Below are 16,763 nucleotides of genomic sequence, written 5' to 3'. Positions count from 1 at the left end.
CCCCCGCCCGCCCTGCCGCGCCCCGCCCTGCCGGCCGCGCCGCAACTGGCCCGGCTGGCCGCCGCACCGGACAGCGCGGCCCTGGCGCGCGATGCCGCCGATGCCGCCCAGGCGCTGGGCGACGCCGCCGCCGAGGCCACGCTGCGCCGGGTGCAGGACCTGGCCTTCCGCGCCGCCGACGCCGACGCGCGCCAGATGCTGGAGGCCGGGCGCCCCGCCCTGGCCGCCGCGCTGTCGGCCGGCACGCTGGGCGCGCTGGATGTGCTGGCCGCCCCCGTCCTGCCGCCCGATGCCCGCCTGCCGCCCGATTTCGCCACCAGCCTGTCCGCCGATGCCGCCCGCCGCACCCTGATGGCGCTGGAGGCCGGGCGGCGGCTGTGGCGCGTGCGCGCCGTGACCGGCGGCGCGGCGGAGGATGAGGCCGCGCTGGAATTCTGGCTGCGCGGCGCCGGCGAGGTGCTGGGCAGCATGGCCGTGCCCGGGGCGGCGATGCCGCAGCTGGATCTGCTGCTGGCCTCGGACGCGGCGGAGGAAGCGCTGCGCGCGGCGCTGGCCCTGGCCGACCCCGATGGGCGGCATGTGCTGTCCCTGCAGCCCGCCGCCCTGCCGCCGCCCGAGCCCGCCAGCGCCACCCCCGTGCAGCCCACGCTGCGGGTGCGGCAGGATGTGGTGGACAACATCATCAACCTGGCCGCCGAGGTGCGCGCCGCCGCCGCCGCGCTGTCGGAGGCGCTGAAGGACCCGGCGGGCAGTGCCTCCTATGCCACGCTGGCCGCGCTGGAATACCGGCTGACGGGTGAGCCCGCCCGGCAGCTGGCCGGTGCCGCCGCGCAGCTGAACCGGCTGCGCAACCGGCTGGGCACCGCCGAATCCCGCATGGCGCTGTCCATGCGGCAGTTGGATGAGGCGGTGCTGGAACTGCGCGTGGTGCCGGTGGGCACGCTGTTCCAGCGCCTGCCGCGCGCCGTGCGCACGGTCGCCGAGGGCGCCGGAAAACCCGTGCGCCTGGAACTGGCGGGCGAGGATGTGCGCATCGACCGCAGCCTGATCGAGATGCTGGCCGACCCCTTGCTGCACCTGGTGCGCAACGCGGTGGACCACGGCGTGGAACCCCCCGGCCAGCGCGGCGCCAAGCCCGCCGAGGCGCTGCTGCGCGTCGCCGCCGAGCGCCTGCCGGGGCAGGTGCGCATCACCGTCTCCGACGATGGGCGGGGCATCGACGCCGCCGCCGTGCGCCGCACCGCCGAGGCGCGGGGCCTGGTCGCCCCCGGCACCGAACTGACCGAGGCCGCGACCCACGCCCTGCTGCTGCGCCCGGGCTTTTCCACCCGGGCGGAGGTGACCGATGTCTCCGGCCGGGGGGTGGGGCTGGATGTGGTGCATGACGCGGTGCGCCGCGCGGGCGGGCATATGGGCATCACCAGCCGGGCCGGGCAGGGCACCGCCTTCGCGCTGACCCTGCCGGTGAGTGCCGCCATCCAGCCCGTGCTGCTGGTGGAGGCGGGGGGCCATGCCTATGGCCTGCCGGCCGGCCGCGTGCTGGAGGTGCTGCCCCCCGGCGCCGCCGACCCGGACATGGTGGTGCTGACGCTGGAATCGGCGCTCGGCCTGCCGGAGGCGCCGCTGGGCGGCACGGTGGTGCTGGACCGGCCCGGCGGCCGGCTGGGGCTGCGGGTGGAGAAGGTGGCCCAGCGGACGGAGCTGCTGCTGCGCCCGCTGCATCCCTCGCTCGCGGCGATGCCCGCGCTGTCTGCCGTGGGCATGCTGGGCACCGGTGAGCCGGTGCTGGTGCTGGAGCCGGATGGGCTGGGGTAGGCTGCCTAATTCGGCGGCGGCGGTTTGCGTGCCTGCGCGCGGCGCGGGCGCCCCGCGCGCGGCCCGGCCCCCGGCGCCCCGCTTGCCGCTTGCCGCCGCACCCCCGCTTCCTGTCCTGTGGCGCGCATCAGGAGGACCCGCATGATCAACCGCCGCCATACCCTGGCCCTCGCCACCGCCCCTTTGCTGGCCCCGGCCGTCGCGCGCGCGCAGCGCACCGCCGTCCGCTTTTCCTATGACTGGATCTACAACGGCCCCTATGCCTTCGGCGCCGCCGCCGAGCGCGAGGGCTATTTCCGTGAGCAGGGCATCGACGTGACCATCACGCGCGGCTTCGGTTCCGCCCGCGTGCCGCTGGACATGTCCGCCGGCGCCTTCGACATCGCGGCCTGCGACCCCACGCCGCTGCTGCGCTTCATGTCCCAGAACCCCAACAACGACCTGCTGGCCGTGGGGCTGATGTGGGACCAGGCGCCGGGTTCGGCCACGGTGCGCGGCGACGGGCCCATCACCCAGGTCAGCCAGCTGGCGGGCAAGACGCTGGCGGCCCCGGAATTCGATGGCGGGCGGCAGGTGTTCCCGGTCTTCGCGCGGCTGAACGGCATCGACCCCGCCAGCATCAACTGGATGTCGGTCGCGCCGGAGCTGCGGGAGGTGATGCTGGTGCAGCGCCGCGCGGACGGCATCACGGGTTTCGTCACCTCCACCGCGCTGAGCCTGAAGGCGCTGGGGATGGACCTGCCGGCGCAGCGCATCTTCCGCTATCGCGAGCATGGGCTGGATTTCTTCTATGGCTCCGTGATCCTGACCACGCGCACCTTCGCCCAACGGAACCCGGAGGCCGTGCGCGGCACGGTGGCCGCCCTGCTGAAGGGGCTGAAATTCGCCTTCCACAACCGCGACGCCGCCATCCAGGCGCTGCGGGCCAAGGAGCCGCTGACCGACGTGGCGATCGAGACCACCCGCCAGGCGATGGCGATGGAGGAGCTGGTGGACAGCCCGCATGTGCGCCGCCTGGGCCTCGGCATCATCGAGGCGCCGCGGCTGGAGCGCCAGATCGCGGCCGTGAAGGAGGCCTATGGGTTGGGCGAGATGCCGAGCCCCGACCGCTTCCACACCGACCGCTTCCTGCCGCCGGCGGCCGAGCGCATGCTGTAGCCCGGCCTGGGGCGCCCGGTTTTTGGGCGCCCTCACGGGGGATGTGAACAGCCATGCCCCAACCCCTGCGCCGGGGGGTGAATCCGGCGCCATTCCCGAATTGCCCCCGGAGGGCGGGCGGCGCCTCAATCGGTCATCGTTTCCGGGAGTCTTGCGATGACCCTTCTTCTGTCCCGCCGCGCCGCCCTTGGTGCTTCCGCCGCGCTGGCCACGCCGCTGGTGGCGACCGCCCAGGGCACGCCCGTGCGCTTTTCCATCGATTGGATCTTCCACGGCGCCTACAGCTATGCCGCCGTGGCGGATCGCCGCGGCTTCTTCCGCGATGCGGGGGTGAATGCCACCGTGTCCCGCGGGTTCGGTTCCGCGCGCGTGCCGATCGACATCTCGGCCGGCACGGTGGATATCGCCACCTGCGACCCCACGCCGCTGATGCGCTTCATGTCCATGACGCCGGACAATGACCTGCTGTGCGTGGGCCTGGTGTGGGACCAGCCGCCGCATGCGGCGACCGTGCGCGCCGATGGGCCGATCCGCACCTTCCGCGACCTGGCGGGCAAGACGCTGGCGGCCCCGGAATTCGACGGCGGGCGGCAGGTGTTCCCGGTGGCTGCCCGGCTGAACGGGCTGGACCCGGCCAGCATCAACTGGCTGTCGGTTTCGCCCGAACTGCGCGAGCCGATGCTGGTGCAACGCCGCGCGGACGGCATCACGGGCTTCGTCACCAGCAGCATCATCAGCCTGAAGGCGCTGGGGCTGGATATCCCGCAGCAGCGGATCTTCCGCTACCGGGAACTGGGGCTGGATTTCTTCTATGGCTTCGTGATCGTCACCACCCGCACCTTCGCCCGCAACAACCCCGAGGCGGTGCGCGGTTCGGTGGCGGCCATCCTGCGTTCGGTGAAGTACGGCTTCCATAACCGGGCGGAGGCGATCCAGTCCCTGAAGGAGCGCGAGCCGCTGACCGATGTGCCGATCGAGCTGGCGCGCCAGGCGATCGCGATGGATGAGCTGGTGGACAGCCCGAACGTGCGCCGGCTGGGGCTGGGCACCATGGAGGCGCCGCGCATCCAGCGCCAGCTGGACGCGGTGAAGGAGGCGTATTCGCTGGCGGCGATGCCGAGCGTGGACCGCTTCTATACCGACAGCTTCCTGCCGCCGGTGGCGGACCGCGCGCTGTAGGGATCATAGCCGCCGGTGCCGGTACAGGGGTGGGAGAAGCCCGGCACCGGCGGCCCCGTGGGTGTGGGATGGCGCCCACCCACGGAAGGGGTTTGGTTCAGCGGGCGCGCCGGATGGCACCCGCCTGGATGGCTGTGCGGATCGCCGCGCGGTCCTTCGCCTGCGCGTAGGTCCGGGCTTCCTGGCTGGACATGGCGCGGGCGGAATGGCGGTCCTGGCCCATGTTCCAGTTCTGGCCGACCACCAGGGTGGAGCGGGCGGAGGCGGTGCCGATGCCGGTGGCCAGCATGATGGCGGCGATGGCGATGATGCGGGACATGGGGCTCTCCTTTCCTCTGCCGCCCGGCGGGCCGCCTGGCGTGAGGGGAGAATGCCGCGCGGGAGCGATAGGCGCGACGCGAGGGTTTCGATGGTGGGGATAGGGGTGTTCTATCGGCGATTGCGCCGGGCGGGCGCTTTCCTTGCGGCGCGGGATAGGCTAGGTGTGGCGGCGGCTCAGGACCCGTAGCTCAGCTGGATAGAGCGCTGCCCTCCGAAGGCAGAGGTCGAAGGTTCGAATCCTTTCGGGTCCGCCAGTTTTTCAACACATGATACCGAGGCCTCGCAAAATCCTGCGAACGCTCTCGCGCGCCCATGGCCTATCCAGCCTGCCCGCCAAAAAAGGTCCGAAGCGTGCAAGCCCCGCGGCCCCCCAAGCCCCAGTCTGGGTCCAGGCCGCCGACCTGACGGAACGCGGCGCCCGCCCCATTCCGAAAGGCTCTCCCATGGCCCTCACCGCGACGCCCACCCCCGGCAAGATGCTGCTGAACGCCGACGACCACATCCTGGTCATGATCGACTTCCAGTCGCAGATGTCCTTCGCGACCAAGTCCATCGACGCCGTGAACCTGCGCAACAACGCGGCCCTGGTCTCCCACGCCGCGGCCGGCTTCGGGGTTTCCACCATCCTGACCACGGTGGCGGAAAAGTCCTTCTCCGGCCCCATGTTCAGCGAGATCACGGATGCCTTCCCCGGCCAGGCGCTGCTCGACCGCACCTCCATGAACACCTGGGAGGATGCGGGGGTGATCGCGGAGATCAACCGCATCGGCAAGACGCGCATCGTCCTTGCGGGGCTGTGGACCGGCGTGTGCATCGTGGGCCCGGCGCTGTCGGCCATCGACCAGGGCTTCGAGGTGTACGTGATCGCCGACGCCTGCGGCGATGTCTCCGACGAAGCGCATGAGCGCGCGATGGAGCGCATGATCCAGGCCGGCGCCCGCCCGATGACCAGCCTGCAATACCTGTTGGAACTGCAGCGCGACTGGGCCCGCACCGGCACCTACGAGATGACGACAGGCATCGCCAAGAAGTTCGGCGGCTCCTACGGCCTCGGCATCATCTACGCCAAGTCCATGTTCGGCGCGCATGAGGGCTGAGCTCACGCGCCGGGAGGGGGCGGCCCTGCTGGCCGCCTCCGCGATGCTGCCGGCCACGGGCCGCGCCACCACCACAAGCCAAGGATCGACCGAGATGAGCACCGTCACCACGCCCGATGGCGTCCAGATCTTCTTCAAGGACTGGGGCCCGAAGACCGCCCGGCCCATCGTGTTCCACCATGGCTGGCCGCTGTCCAGCGATGACTGGGACGCGCAGATGCTGTTCTTCCTGTCCAAGGGTTTCCGCGTCGTCGCCCATGACCGGCGCGGCCATGGCCGCTCCGCCCAGGTCAGCGACGGGCATGACATGGACCACTACGCGGCCGATGCCTTCGCGGTGGCCGAGCATCTGGACCTGCGCAACGCCGTGCACATCGGCCATTCGACGGGCGGAGGAGAGGTCGCGCGCTATGTCGCCAAACACGGCCAGCCCGCCGGCCGCGTGGCCAAGGCCGTGCTGGTCAGCGCCGTGCCGCCACTGATGCTGAAGACCCCCGCGAACCCCGAGGGGCTGCCGATGGAGGTGTTCGACGGCTTCCGTGCCGCGCTGGCCGCCAACCGCGCGCAGTTCTTCCGCGACGTGCCGGCCGGCCCCTTCTACGGCTTCAACCGCCCGGGTGCCACGGTGCATGAGGGCGTGATCCAGAACTGGTGGCGGCAGGGCATGATGGGCGGCGCCCGCGCCCATTACGACGGCATCAAGGCCTTCTCCGAGACCGACCAGACCGAGGACCTGCGCGCCATCACCGTGCCCACGCTGGTGCTGCACGGCGATGACGACCAGATCGTGCCCATCGCCGACGCCGCGCTGAAATCGGCGCCGCTGCTGCGGAACGGCACGCTGAAGGTCTATCCGGGCTTCTCGCACGGGATGCTGACGGTGAACGCCGATGTGCTGAACGCCGATCTGCTGGCCTTCGTCAACGCCTGAGGCGCCAAGGCGTCCGGCCGCTACCGCCTGAACAAGGAGCACAGTTTCTCATGACGCAAGCATCATGGGGCGATGTCAGTGTCGTCCTCGTTCATGGCGCCTGGGCGGACGCATCCAGCTGGCGGCGCGTCATCGCGCTGCTGCATGCCGAGGGGCTGCCGGTCGTGGCGGTGCAGAACCCCACCACCTCCCTCGGCGATGACGCGGCCGCCACGCGCCTCGCCCTGGATGCCGCGCCGGGGCCCGTGGTCCTGGCGGGGCACAGCTGGGGCGGTACCGTCATCACCGAGGCGGGAAACCACCCGAAGGTGAAGGCGCTGGTCTATGTCGCGGCCTTCGCGCCCGGCGCCGGCCAGTCCACAGGCGACCAGGTGGCGGCCCATCCCCCGCCGCCGGGCTTGAGCGGTGTCACGGATGACGGCCACGGCCACTTCATGATGAGCACCAGGAGCTGGATCGAGAATGTGGCCCAGGACATGCCCGAGGCCGAGGCCCGTATCCTGGCCGCCACCCAGACCCCGCTCGGCGCGGCCACCTTCAGCGACGCGGTCAGCCAGCCCGCCTGGGCGGGGCGGCCGTGCTGGTACGTCGTCTCCGCGCAGGACCGTGCCGTCAGCGTCGAACTCCAGCGCGAGCTGGTATCGCGGCTGGGCGCGCGCAGCGTGGAACTGGCCGCCGGCCACATGTCCCTGCTGACGCACCCCCAGGCGGTGGCCGATGTCATCCTGGCCGCGGCGCGCGAGGTGTCGGGAGCATGAAGATCTACCTGGTCTCCCTGGGCGCGGGGCTGCTGGTGGGCGTGATCTACAGCCTGCTCAATGTCCGCTCTCCGGCGCCGCCCGTGATCGCGCTGGTGGGCCTGCTGGGCATCCTGCTGGGTGAGCAGGTGGTGCCTTTGGCCAGGCGCGTTTTCGCGGGCCACCCGATCAGTGTTTCCGTCATCATGGATGACTGCCGCAACCATCTGTTCGGCCGTCTGCCGGCGCGCGGCGACAAGCCCGCCGACCAGAGCTGAGCCCCGGAGAACCGCCATGGCCGAACCCGCCGCCCCCGACCTGATCCTGCACAATGGCGGGATCACCACCCTCGATCGCGCCAACCCCGCGCCGCAGGCCGTGGCCATCACCGCCGGCCGCTTCAGTGCGGTGGGCGATGCGCGGGACATTCTGCCCCTGGCCGGCCCCGCCACGCGGGTGATCGACCTGGCCGGCCGGCGGCTGATCCCTGGCCTGTTCGACAACCACCTGCACCTGATCCGCGGCGGGCTGAACTTCAACATGGAGCTGCGCTGGGACGGCGTGCGCAGCCTGGCCGACGCGATGGACATGCTGAAGCGCCAGGCCGCCGTGACGCCGCCGCCGCAATGGGTGCGCATCGTGGGCGGCTTCACCGAGCACCAGTTCGAGGAAAAGCGCCTGCCGACGCTGGAGGAGATCAACGCCGCCGCCCCCGAGACGCCGGTCTTCATCCTGCACCTGTATGACCGCGCGCTGCTGAACGCGGCGGCGCTGCGCGCCGTGGGCTACGACAAGGACACGCCGAACCCGCCGGGCGGCGAGATCATCCGCGCGCCCGACGGCACACCTACCGGCCTGCTGCTGGCCAAGCCCAACGCCACCATCCTGTACGCCACGCTGGCGCGCGGGCCGAAGCTGCCCTTCGAGTATCAGCTGAACTCCACGCGGCACTTCATGCGCGACCTGAACCGCCTCGGCGTGACCAGCGCCATCGACGCCGGCGGCGGCAGCCAGAACTACCCCGAGGATTATGAGGTGATCCGCAAGCTGGCCGAGGACGGCCAGCTGACCATCCGCATCGCCTACAACCTGTTCACGCAGAAGCCGAAGCAGGAGAAGGAAGACTTCCTGCGCTGGACCAGCCAGAACAAGTACCAGCAGGGCGACGACTATTTCCGCCTGAACGGCGCGGGCGAGATGCTGGTCTACACCGCCGCCGATTTCGAGGACTTTCGGGTCGAACGCCCCGACATGCCACAGAGCATGGAGGAGGACCTCGAAGGCGTGGTGCGGGTGCTGGTGCAGAACCGCTGGCCCTGGCGCCTGCACGCCACCTATGACGAGACCATCGCCCGCGCCCTCGACGTGTTCGAGAAGGTGAATGAGGAGATGCCGCTCGACGGGCTGCACTGGATCTTCGACCATGCCGAGACAGTCAGCGACAAGTCGCTGGAACGCATCGCGCGCCTGGGCGGCGGCGTCGCCGTGCAGCACCGCATGGCCTATCAGGGCGAGTATTTCGTCGAGCGCTATGGCGCCCGCGCCGCCGAGGCCACGCCGCCGGTGGCGAAGATGCTGGAGATGGGGGTGAAGGTCTCGGCCGGCACGGATGCCACCCGTGTCGCCTCCTACAACCCCTGGGTCGCGCTGTATTGGCTGACCACCGGCTGCACCATCGGCGGGCTGCGCATCACGCCCGAGCGCAACACGCTGGACCGCGAAACCGCGCTGCGCATGCTGACCGAGAAGGTCACCTGGTTCTCCAACGAGAAAGGCAAGAAGGGCTGCATCGCCGTGGGGCAGCTGGCCGACCTGGCCGTGCTCGACCGCGATTATTTCGCGGTGCCGGGCGAGGAGATCCAGGACATCACCTCGGTGCTGACCCTGGTGGGCGGGCGTATCGTGCATGGCGCGGCCGACTACGCGCCGCTGGCCCCCGACCTGCCGCCCGCGATGCCGGACTGGTCGCCGGTGCGCCGCTTCGGCGGCTATCAGCAACGGCGGCAGACGCCTTTCGCCCGTGCCGTCTCCTGCTGCGCCAATGCCTGCGGGGTGCATGGGCACGACCACGCCCGCGCCTGGGCCGCGAACACGCCCGCCGGGCAGGATCGCGGCTTCTGGGGCGCGCTCGGCTGCGCGTGCTGGGCGTTCTGAGCCATGGCGCGCCTCCTCACCTTCATCGGGCTGCTGGGCCTGTGCGCCGCCTATCTCCAGGGCGGGCTGAACAAGCTGCTCGACTTCCCGGGCGCGGTGGCGGAGGCCACGCATTTCGCCCTGCCGTTGCCCGCCGCCACGGCGGCGCTGACCATTGTGGTGGAGCTGGGCGCCAGCCTGCTGATCCTGACCGGGCGGCTGCGCTGGCTGGGGGCGCTGATGCTGGCGGCCTTCACGCTGGCGGCCACCTTCGTCGCCAACCGCTATTGGGCGCTGCCGCCGGGGCATGAACGCTTCATGATGGCCAATGCCTTCTACGAGCATCTGGGCCTGACCGGCGCCTTCCTGCTGGTCGCGCTGTGGGACCGCGACCATGGCCGCTGAACCGAAAGGCGGCAGCTTCGCGCCGCTGCTGCAACCCACCTTCGTGCTGCTGTGGTTCGCCACCGTCGTCGGCAATATCGGCAGCTTCATGCGCGATGTCGCCAGCGCCTGGCTGGTGACCGATCTGGGCGCCGGGCCCGCCGCCGTCTCGCTGATCCAGGCGGCGGGCACGCTGCCCATCTTCCTGCTGGCCATCCCCGCCGGCGTGCTGGCCGATATCCTGGACCGCCGGAAATTCCTGATGGCCGTGCAGGTGCTGCTGGCGCTCGTCAGCCTGTCCTTGATGATGCTGGCGGAAACGGGGGCGATGTCCGTCGCGGCGCTGGCCGGGCTTACCTTCCTGGGCGGCATCGGCGCCGCGCTGATGGCCCCCACCTGGCAGGCCATCGTGCCGGAGCTGGTGCCCCCGCGCGATGTGCGCAGCGCCGTCGCGCTGAACTCGCTCGGCATCAACATCGCGCGCGCCATCGGCCCTGCCGCGGGCGGCCTGCTGCTGGCGGCGTTCGGCGCCACCCTCACCTATGGCGCGGATGTCGCCAGCTATGCGGTCGTCATCGCGGCGCTGCTGCTGTGGCGGCGCCCGCGCGCGGAGGAAGACCCGCTCTCCGAACGCTTCGCCGGGGCCTTCCGGGCCGGGCTGCGCTATGCCCGCGCCAGCCGCGAGCTGCATGTGGTGCTGATGCGCGCGGCGGTGTTCTTCGTGCTGGGCAGCGCGATCTGGGCGTTGCTGCCGCTGGTGGCGCGCCAGCTGCTGGGCGGCGATGCGGGGTATTACGGCCTGCTGCTGGGCGCGGTGGGGGCGGGGGCCATATTGGGCGCCTTCATCCTGCCGGCGCTGCGGCGGCGGCTGGATATCGACGGGCTGCTGCTCGCGGCATCCCTGCTGACGGCGGCCGCCATGGCGCTGCTGGCCCTGGCCCCCCCGCGCGCGCTGGCGCCGCTGGTGCTGGTGCTGCTGGGCATCGCCTGGATCACGGCGCTGACCGGCTTGAACGGCACCGCCCAGGCCATCCTGCCCAACTGGGTGCGGGGCAGGGCGCTGGCGGTCTATCTGACCGTGTTCAACGGCGCGGTCACGGTGGGCAGCCTGCTGTGGGGCGCGCTGGCCGAGGCGCTGGGCGTGCCGGTCACGCTCTGGGTGGCGGCGCTGGCGCTGACGGGCACGGCGATCGTGCTGCGCCGCTTTCCGCTGCCGCGCGGGGAGGCCGACCTCACCCCCTCCCTCCATTGGCCGGAGCCGCTGCTGGCCGCCCCGGTGGAGAACGACCGGGGCCCGGTGCTGATCCTGATCGAGTACCGCCTGGCGCCGGACAGCTTCGCGGAATTCCGCGCCCTGGCGCACCGGCTTTCCGCCGCCCGGCGGCGCGACGGCGCCTATAGCTGGGGCCTGGCGCAGGATGCCGCCGACCCCTCGCGGGTGGTCGAATGGTTCATGGTGGAATCCTGGGCCGAGCATCTGCGCCAGCATCGCCGCGTGTCGCACGCCGACGCGGATCTGCAGGCGGAGCTGCGCCGCTTCCACATCGCGGAGGAGCCGCCCGTGGTGCGGCATTTCCTGGCGGGCTGAGGGAGCGCTTCACAGCTTTTCACAGCGTTTGACTGTCTCACCGCGCGCTTCCCCCGGAAGTTTCCCCCGCGACGTCCGGGGAGCCCGCACATGTCCCAACCCGCCCGCCTGGCCCATTGGCAGGTCGAGAAGGTCCGGCGCCATATCGAGACCCATCTGGCCGAGGAGCTGACGGTGCCAGCCCTGGCCGCGCTGCTGGGGCTCAGTGCCGGGTACTTCTCCCGCGCCTTCCGCGCCAGCCTGACGGCATCGCCGCATGCCTATATCCTGCAGCGTCGGCTGGCGCGGGCGCAGGCGATGATGCTGCATTCCTCGCTCGGCCTGTCGGAGATCGCGCTGGAATGCGGCTTCTGCGACCAGCCGCATCTGACCAAGCGCTTCCAGCGGGCCCTGGGCACCAGCCCGGCGGCCTGGCGGCGGCAGGCCCCGGCCACCGCCGCGCGGCACAGCGCCGAGGCCATCCTCCACGGCGCGGCCTCTCAGGCCCCGTAGCCGCCGTCGATGGTCAGCACCGTGCCCGTGACGTAAGAGGCCTCGGCGCTGGCCAGGAACAGGATGCCCGCCGCCACCTCCTCCGGCTCACCGAAGCGGCCGAGGGCGGTGCCGAAGCGCTGGGGCTCCGCGAAGGGGCCATAGGCCGGGTTGCGTTCCGTGTTGATGGGCCCCGCCTGCACCACATTGACCGTGATGCCGAGCGGGCCGAGGTCCCGCGCCGCCCCCTTGGTGAAACCCACCACCGCCGCGCGGGAGGCCGCGTAGTCCGCCAACCCCTGGGCGCCCACATGCCCGGCCACCGTGCAGCCGGTGGTGATGATGCGCCCGCCCCGGCGCATCAGGGGGGCGGCGGCGCGGATGGCGGTGAAGACGCCCTGCATGTTCACCGCCGCCTGGGCGGCCAGCCGGCCGCCATCGATGTCGGGGTCGTCCACCCCGCCGGTGACGAAATGCGCGGCGTTGTTCACCAGGATGTCCAGCGCGCCGAATTCCCGCACCACCGCGCGCACCAGGCGATGGATGTCATCCACCCGCGCCTGGTCGGCGCGATAGGCGATGCAGCGGCCGCCACCGTTTTCGATATGGCGCACCACCCCTGTGGCGCTGGCTTCGTCCTGCCGGAAGCTGATGGCCACGCGGGCCCCCGCCTTGGCCATGGCCAGCGCCACGGCGCGGCCGATGCCCCGGGACCCGCCGGTGATCAACGCCACCTTGCCCATCAATCCGACCGACACGCCGCCGTCCTTGTGTTGACCGATCCACCCTTTCCGCGGTTGCGGAAAAGCGCAGCCTGGCATGGGGCGGGCGTGGGTTCTTGGCTGATCCTGCCCTCAGCAGGGCGTGAGCAGCATCCGGGCTTCGGAGATTTCGGGCGTGCGGCTGCCCTCGGGGAAGCGCGCCAGGATACCGGCGAGCAGCCCGCGATCGGCGAGGCCGGCCGCCCCGCGCCGGCGCAGCCTGGCCAGGCTGGTGGCCGCGCGCAGCGACCAGGCCAGCGCCGTCTGGCGTTCGGCGATGGCCAGGGCTTCGGTGAAATGCGCGGCCGCCGCCTGCTCGGCATCCTGCGCGCCGATCGCGAGCAGCACCTCTCCGCGCATGCGCAGATATTCCGGCTCGTACCACAATCTGTGGCTGTTCCGCGCATCGGCCAGGGCGGTGTCGAGCGTGGTCAGCGCCTCCTCGGCCTGGCCCAGCCGCAGCAGGGCCTGGACCAGGCCCGCATGCATCATCGGCATCTGCGCGGTGAAGGCGGTGGGCGGCATCCCGGCGATCAGCGAGCGCAGCAGGGCCAGCCCCGCTTCGGTCTCCTCGCGGGCGATCATCTCCAGGGCCAGGTGGATGTCGCTCCAGAGCACCCAGCCACTGGTCTGGCGGAATTCCGCCTGCATCAGGGCGCGGGCGGCAGCGGCCCGCTCCATGTCCCCGGCCAGATAGGCCAGCGGCCAGGCTGTCATGCCCAGGGCGAAGATCTGGCTGAACGGGTGCTCCAGCGCGCGCGCCTCCGCCACCACCTCGTCGGACAGGGCCAGGGCCTGCTCCGTTTCGCCCTGCAGCCACATGATGCGGGCCAGGGTGCTCTTGGCGAGGATGCGCTGGTCGTAGAAGTTCAGCTTGCTCTGGTGCGGCTGCAGCGCGCGGCGCGGATAGCGCGCCAGCATGGCTTCCGTCAGGCGGCGGGCCTCCGCCTGCTCGCCCTGCAGGTGCAGGACATAGCCCACCAGCCGATCGCCCACCGGCCCGTCATCCGGCTGGCCCGCGGCCCAGGCGATATCGCGGAAGCGCCGCGCGTGGCCCAGCGCCTCACGGTGGTCGCGCCGCAGGGCGCCGAGCGTCAGCCCGTTCAGCGCGCGCAGCTGGTGTTCGATGTCGCCGAGCTTTTCCGCGAAGACCAGCGTGTTGACCCAGGCGGATTCCAGCGTGGTCGCCGGAAAGACGGTGACGGTGCCGAGCGCCGCGTACAGCCGCATGCCCTGCCGCAGGTCCGGGTCCACCTCGCCACGGAAGGCGGTGACAGCGGTTTCCAGCCGCCGCCGCGCCTCATCCAGCAGGCCGAGCGCGAACCACAGCGGGACGGCCGCGATGGTCAGGGCGATGCCCAGGCAGGTCTGGCACCCGGCACCCAGGCTCCAGTCGATGGCGGCGCGCAGATTGTCCAGGTCGGGCGTCAGGCGGGCGCGGGCCTCGGCGACGGGCAGCTTGTCCCACAGCGCCTCGGCCTGCTGGAACACCTCCGTGTAGTAGCGGGCGTGGCGCAGCGTGGCATCCGTGGCCTCTCCCGCCTCCTCCAGCTTGGCTGTCAGATACAGGCGCGTGGTGTCGAGGCAGCGGTAGGCCATTTCATTCTGGCGCGGTTGCAGCGTCAGGAAGGATTTGTCCACCAGCCCGCCGACCCGGCCGATGATCTCCATCGGGTCCTCGTCCGCCTCGGTGGCGGCGGTGACGGCCGCTTCCAGCGGGAAGCAGCCGTGGAACACGGCCAGCCGGCGCAGCAACCGCTGTTCCTCCGGCGGCAGCAGGTTGTAGCTCCAGTCCAGCGTCGCCCGCAGGGTCTGGTGGCGGGGCAGGGCGGTGCGGCGGCCCTGCATCAGCAGGCGGAAGCGGTCGTCCAGCCGCTCCGCCAGCGCCTGCAACCCGAATTGCGGCACCCGGGTCGCCGCCAGTTCGATGGCGAGCGGGATGCCGTCGAGCTGCCGGCAGATGCGCGCCACCAGCGGCGCGTCGGCATCGGTCAGGCTGGGCATGGCGCCGGCCGCCTGCACGCGCTCCATGAACAGCGCGACGGCGGGGAAGGCGAGCGCCTCCCGCGCGGTCAGCGCCTGTCCGGGGGGCGGGCTTTCCATCGAGGGCAGGCGATAGGTCCACTCGCCCTCGGCGCGCAGCGGCTCCCGGCTCGTGGCCAGGACGCGGACGCGCGGGCCCGCCGCCAGGATCCGCTCGGCCAGGTCGGCGGCGGCGCCGACCACATGCTCGCAGCTGTCCAGGATGATCAGCCGGTGCGCCTGGCCCAGCATGGCGGGCAGGCCCCCCGTGGTGCCCGGCGCGCCGTTGCCGAGGGCGGAGAGCAGCTGGCCCGCGACCAGGGAACCATCCGTCAGCGCCCCGAGATCCAGCAGCAGCGGCGGCTGGTCGTAGCTGGCGGCCAGCCGCCGCGCCACGCTGAACGCCACCGTGGTCTTGCCGATGCCCCCGGCGCCGATCAGGCTGACGAACCGCCGCTGCGCCAGGCTTTCGGCGATCAGGGCGATATCCGCGTCGCGCCCCACCACGGGTTGCAGGCGCGTGGGCAGGTTGCCGGTGGCCACGGCCGCGGGGCGGGGCGCCGGGGCCCGCAACGGGGCGATGAAGCTGTAGCCACGGCCGGGCACGGTCAGCACATGGCGGGCCTCGGCCTCGCTTTCCCCCAGGGCCTTGCGCAGGGCCGCGATCTGGGCGCGCAGGTTGGAATCATCGACATGCCGGCCGGGCCAGACGGCGGCGACCAGGGCATCGCGGTCCAGCACCATGCCGGGGCGCTGCGCGAGGGCGACCAGCAGATCCAGCGCGCGCTGGCCGATCCGCACTTCCTCATGCCCGCGCAGCAGCAGCTTGCGGCCGGGCACGAGGATGAACTCGCCGAACCTGATCTCCTCAGCGCCGTTCACGCTGCCTCCATCGCCCTGATGCGCCGCGCGCACCCACCCCGGCGCGGCGTGTGTGAGATAGCGGCTGCAGGCGGAACAATCCAGGGCTGTAAAATAAAGCACTGATTTAAAAATATTTTTATGAGGTTGTGGTGCGCCTGTAGCGGACCGTCACCTGCCCGGCGCGGGGCTGGATTTCGCGCTCATCGTTCATCGCCGATGGCCAGGCCGTGCGCTGAAGCGCGAAGCCGCGGTCGATCTGGCGGCCAGCAACCAGGCCTTCCACGCCGCCTGCGCCGAGGCCGCCGGCAACCTCTAGGCCGCCGAGATCATCCGCAGCATCGAGGCGCGGTTGCAGCGGTGCTATTTCCACCTTCCCACGGAGCGCACCCGCCAGACCCTGCGGGAGCGTGAGCTGATCCTGAAGGCGATCGAGAGCGGGGACGGCAAGGCGGCCGAGGAAGCGACGCCGCTGCACCTGGAGGCCGCGCGCGAACGCCTGCCGGACCTGCCCGGCGTGGCCGAGCAGGGCTTCCCCACGCTGGTCTATTCCGCCTGGATCGGCCTGCTGGCGCCCGCCGCCGGGCCTTCACGGCACCAGGGCGAAGCACTCGATTTCGAGCAGGAAATTCGCGCGCGGCAGGGAATAGACGATGGAGGTGACGCGGGCCGGATACTTCCCATCCGGAAAATATTCCGCGTACATCTGGTTCATCGTCTCGAAATCCTCCCGCCGGGTCAGCAGGATGTTGCACTTGGCGACATGCGCCCAGTCGGTGCCGGCGGCGGTCAGGATCTCCGTGATGTTCTGCATCACCTGGCGCATTTGGGCGGGGAAATCCCCCACCGCCAGCTTGCCGTCGCGGTCGAAGGCGGGAATGCCCGAGACGAAGAGCAGGTTGCCCATCTTCACCGCCGGGGTGATCGGCGAGGGCACCTTGTGATGGCCGGGGACGAAGATATGTTCGAGGGCGGTCATGAGGGGCGCGGGCTCCATCGGGAAGGATATCCTATATTTTATCCTTGCCGATGGGCTGTCCAGTGCCGTTCCGCGAAACCCCGGCTAAGCCGCCCTCACATCCGCCACGAACCCGCCCACGGTCTTGGTCAGCTGTTCCGACTGCCGCGCCAGTTCCGACGCCGCCCCCAGCACCTGCGCCGCCGCCGCACCCGTCTCTCCCGAACCCTGGCTCACCGCCGCGATGTTCTGGCTCACGGCATCCGTCGCCTGCGCCGTCCGCTGCACCGTCCGCGCGATCTCGCCGGTGGCCGTGCTCTGCTGCTCCACCGCCGCCGCGATCGCCA

16 protein-coding genes, 1 tRNA gene and 1 pseudogene are annotated in these 16,763 nt (G+C 71.4%); 12 read left to right on the top strand and 6 right to left on the bottom strand.

What is annotated here, in order from left to right; all coding sequences use genetic code 11:
* The 3 genes from GT007_RS20545 to GT007_RS20535 form a co-directional block, all read left to right on the top strand.
* Positions 1-1,815, top strand: a 1,815-nt coding sequence (locus tag GT007_RS20545; RefSeq protein ID WP_160123541.1) for a chemotaxis protein CheA, incomplete at its 5' end; no start/stop codon positions are given.
* A 141-nt stretch (positions 1,816-1,956) separates the two neighbouring features.
* A complete protein-coding gene (locus GT007_RS20540; RefSeq protein ID WP_160123540.1) occupies positions 1,957-2,973 on the top strand; it encodes an ABC transporter substrate-binding protein in 1,017 nt (338 codons plus the stop codon).
* A 156-nt stretch (positions 2,974-3,129) separates the two neighbouring features.
* Positions 3,130-4,152 carry an ABC transporter substrate-binding protein gene (locus tag GT007_RS20535; RefSeq protein ID WP_160123539.1) on the top strand — a complete coding sequence of 341 codons (1,023 nt, stop codon included), beginning with the start codon at positions 3,130-3,132 and terminating at the stop codon, positions 4,150-4,152.
* A gap of 97 nt (positions 4,153-4,249) precedes the next feature.
* Here the strand turns inward: GT007_RS20535 and GT007_RS20530 are convergent, their stop codons facing one another.
* Positions 4,250-4,471, bottom strand: coding sequence for a hypothetical protein (locus GT007_RS20530; RefSeq protein WP_160123538.1), 222 nt, complete (start codon positions 4,469-4,471; stop codon positions 4,250-4,252).
* Positions 4,472-4,650: 179 nt separating this feature from the next.
* Between GT007_RS20530 and GT007_RS20525 the strand changes: the two genes are divergently transcribed.
* The 9 genes from GT007_RS20525 (at position 4,651) to GT007_RS20485 (ending at position 11,835) form a co-directional block, all read left to right on the top strand.
* A tRNA-Arg gene (locus GT007_RS20525) sits at positions 4,651-4,727 on the top strand.
* A gap of 189 nt (positions 4,728-4,916) precedes the next feature.
* Complete coding sequence (locus GT007_RS20520; RefSeq protein ID WP_160123537.1) at positions 4,917-5,570, top strand: hydrolase; 654 nt, start codon at positions 4,917-4,919, stop codon at positions 5,568-5,570.
* Between the two features lie 94 nt (positions 5,571-5,664).
* A complete protein-coding gene (locus GT007_RS20515; protein ID WP_160123542.1) occupies positions 5,665-6,501 on the top strand; it encodes an alpha/beta fold hydrolase in 837 nt (278 codons plus the stop codon).
* A gap of 50 nt (positions 6,502-6,551) precedes the next feature.
* Positions 6,552-7,259: an alpha/beta fold hydrolase gene (locus GT007_RS20510; protein ID WP_160123536.1), complete on the top strand. Its 708-nt coding sequence runs from the start codon at positions 6,552-6,554 to the stop codon at positions 7,257-7,259.
* Complete coding sequence (locus GT007_RS20505) at positions 7,256-7,516, top strand: XapX domain-containing protein (protein WP_160123535.1); 261 nt, start codon at positions 7,256-7,258, stop codon at positions 7,514-7,516. Before GT007_RS20510 ends, GT007_RS20505 begins: the two co-directional genes overlap by 4 nt.
* 16 nt (positions 7,517-7,532) lie before the next feature.
* On the top strand, positions 7,533-9,392 hold the full coding sequence (locus tag GT007_RS20500; protein WP_160123534.1) for an amidohydrolase: 1,860 nt from the start codon (positions 7,533-7,535) through the stop codon (positions 9,390-9,392).
* Positions 9,393-9,395: 3 nt separating this feature from the next.
* Positions 9,396-9,776 (top strand): DoxX family protein, encoded by a 381-nt coding sequence (locus GT007_RS20495; RefSeq protein WP_160123533.1) that lies wholly within the window; start codon positions 9,396-9,398, stop codon positions 9,774-9,776.
* The gene (locus tag GT007_RS20490) at positions 9,766-11,343 is read left to right on the top strand and encodes an MFS transporter (RefSeq protein ID WP_160123532.1); all 1,578 of its coding nucleotides are present in this window, start codon (positions 9,766-9,768) and stop codon (positions 11,341-11,343) included. The genes GT007_RS20495 and GT007_RS20490 overlap by 11 nt, the downstream gene beginning before the upstream one ends.
* A 90-nt stretch (positions 11,344-11,433) precedes the next feature.
* Positions 11,434-11,835, top strand: coding sequence for a helix-turn-helix domain-containing protein (locus GT007_RS20485; RefSeq protein ID WP_160123531.1), 402 nt, complete (start codon positions 11,434-11,436; stop codon positions 11,833-11,835).
* Here GT007_RS20485 and GT007_RS20480 read toward each other — a convergent pair.
* From GT007_RS20480 to GT007_RS20460, 5 genes and pseudogenes are all read right to left on the bottom strand, one after another.
* Positions 11,823-12,572, bottom strand: a complete 750-nt coding sequence (locus GT007_RS20480; RefSeq protein ID WP_160123530.1) for an SDR family NAD(P)-dependent oxidoreductase — start codon at positions 12,570-12,572, stop codon at positions 11,823-11,825. The two genes, GT007_RS20485 and GT007_RS20480, sit on opposite strands and share 13 nt — an antisense overlap.
* Before the next feature lie 96 nt (positions 12,573-12,668).
* Positions 12,669-15,479 carry an ATP-binding protein gene (locus GT007_RS20475; protein WP_160123529.1) on the bottom strand — a complete coding sequence of 937 codons (2,811 nt, stop codon included), beginning with the start codon at positions 15,477-15,479 and terminating at the stop codon, positions 12,669-12,671.
* A 118-nt stretch (positions 15,480-15,597) separates the two neighbouring features.
* Positions 15,598-15,936, bottom strand: a complete 339-nt coding sequence (locus GT007_RS22640; protein WP_236571784.1) for a hypothetical protein — start codon at positions 15,934-15,936, stop codon at positions 15,598-15,600.
* Positions 15,937-16,047: 111 nt separating this feature from the next.
* Positions 16,048-16,437: a RidA family protein gene (locus GT007_RS20465; RefSeq protein WP_160123528.1), complete on the bottom strand. Its 390-nt coding sequence runs from the start codon at positions 16,435-16,437 to the stop codon at positions 16,048-16,050.
* An 84-nt stretch (positions 16,438-16,521) separates the two neighbouring features.
* A pseudogene (locus GT007_RS20460) lies at positions 16,522-16,763 on the bottom strand (methyl-accepting chemotaxis protein); the annotation flags it as partial.

The organism is Rhodovarius lipocyclicus (assembly GCF_009900765.1).
Classification (GTDB): Bacteria; Pseudomonadota; Alphaproteobacteria; order Acetobacterales; family Acetobacteraceae; genus Rhodovarius; species Rhodovarius lipocyclicus.
This window is presented reverse-complemented; position numbering and strand designations above follow the sequence as displayed.

Coding starts and splice junctions, on each gene's coding strand:
- GT007_RS20510 (WP_160123536.1), top strand. CDS start 6,552: ATGACGCAAGCATCATGGGGCGATGTCAGTGTCGTCCTCGTTCATGGC.
- GT007_RS20500 (WP_160123534.1), top strand. CDS start 7,533: ATGGCCGAACCCGCCGCCCCCGACCTGATCCTGCACAATGGCGGGATC.
- GT007_RS20505 (WP_160123535.1), top strand. CDS start 7,256: ATGAAGATCTACCTGGTCTCCCTGGGCGCGGGGCTGCTGGTGGGCGTG.
- GT007_RS20495 (WP_160123533.1), top strand. CDS start 9,396: ATGGCGCGCCTCCTCACCTTCATCGGGCTGCTGGGCCTGTGCGCCGCC.
- GT007_RS20490 (WP_160123532.1), top strand. CDS start 9,766: ATGGCCGCTGAACCGAAAGGCGGCAGCTTCGCGCCGCTGCTGCAACCC.
- GT007_RS20485 (WP_160123531.1), top strand. CDS start 11,434: ATGTCCCAACCCGCCCGCCTGGCCCATTGGCAGGTCGAGAAGGTCCGG.
- GT007_RS20465 (WP_160123528.1), bottom strand. CDS start 16,437: ATGACCGCCCTCGAACATATCTTCGTCCCCGGCCATCACAAGGTGCCC.
- GT007_RS20530 (WP_160123538.1), bottom strand. CDS start 4,471: ATGTCCCGCATCATCGCCATCGCCGCCATCATGCTGGCCACCGGCATC.
- GT007_RS20520 (WP_160123537.1), top strand. CDS start 4,917: ATGGCCCTCACCGCGACGCCCACCCCCGGCAAGATGCTGCTGAACGCC.
- GT007_RS20535 (WP_160123539.1), top strand. CDS start 3,130: ATGACCCTTCTTCTGTCCCGCCGCGCCGCCCTTGGTGCTTCCGCCGCG.
- GT007_RS20540 (WP_160123540.1), top strand. CDS start 1,957: ATGATCAACCGCCGCCATACCCTGGCCCTCGCCACCGCCCCTTTGCTG.
- GT007_RS20515 (WP_160123542.1), top strand. CDS start 5,665: ATGAGCACCGTCACCACGCCCGATGGCGTCCAGATCTTCTTCAAGGAC.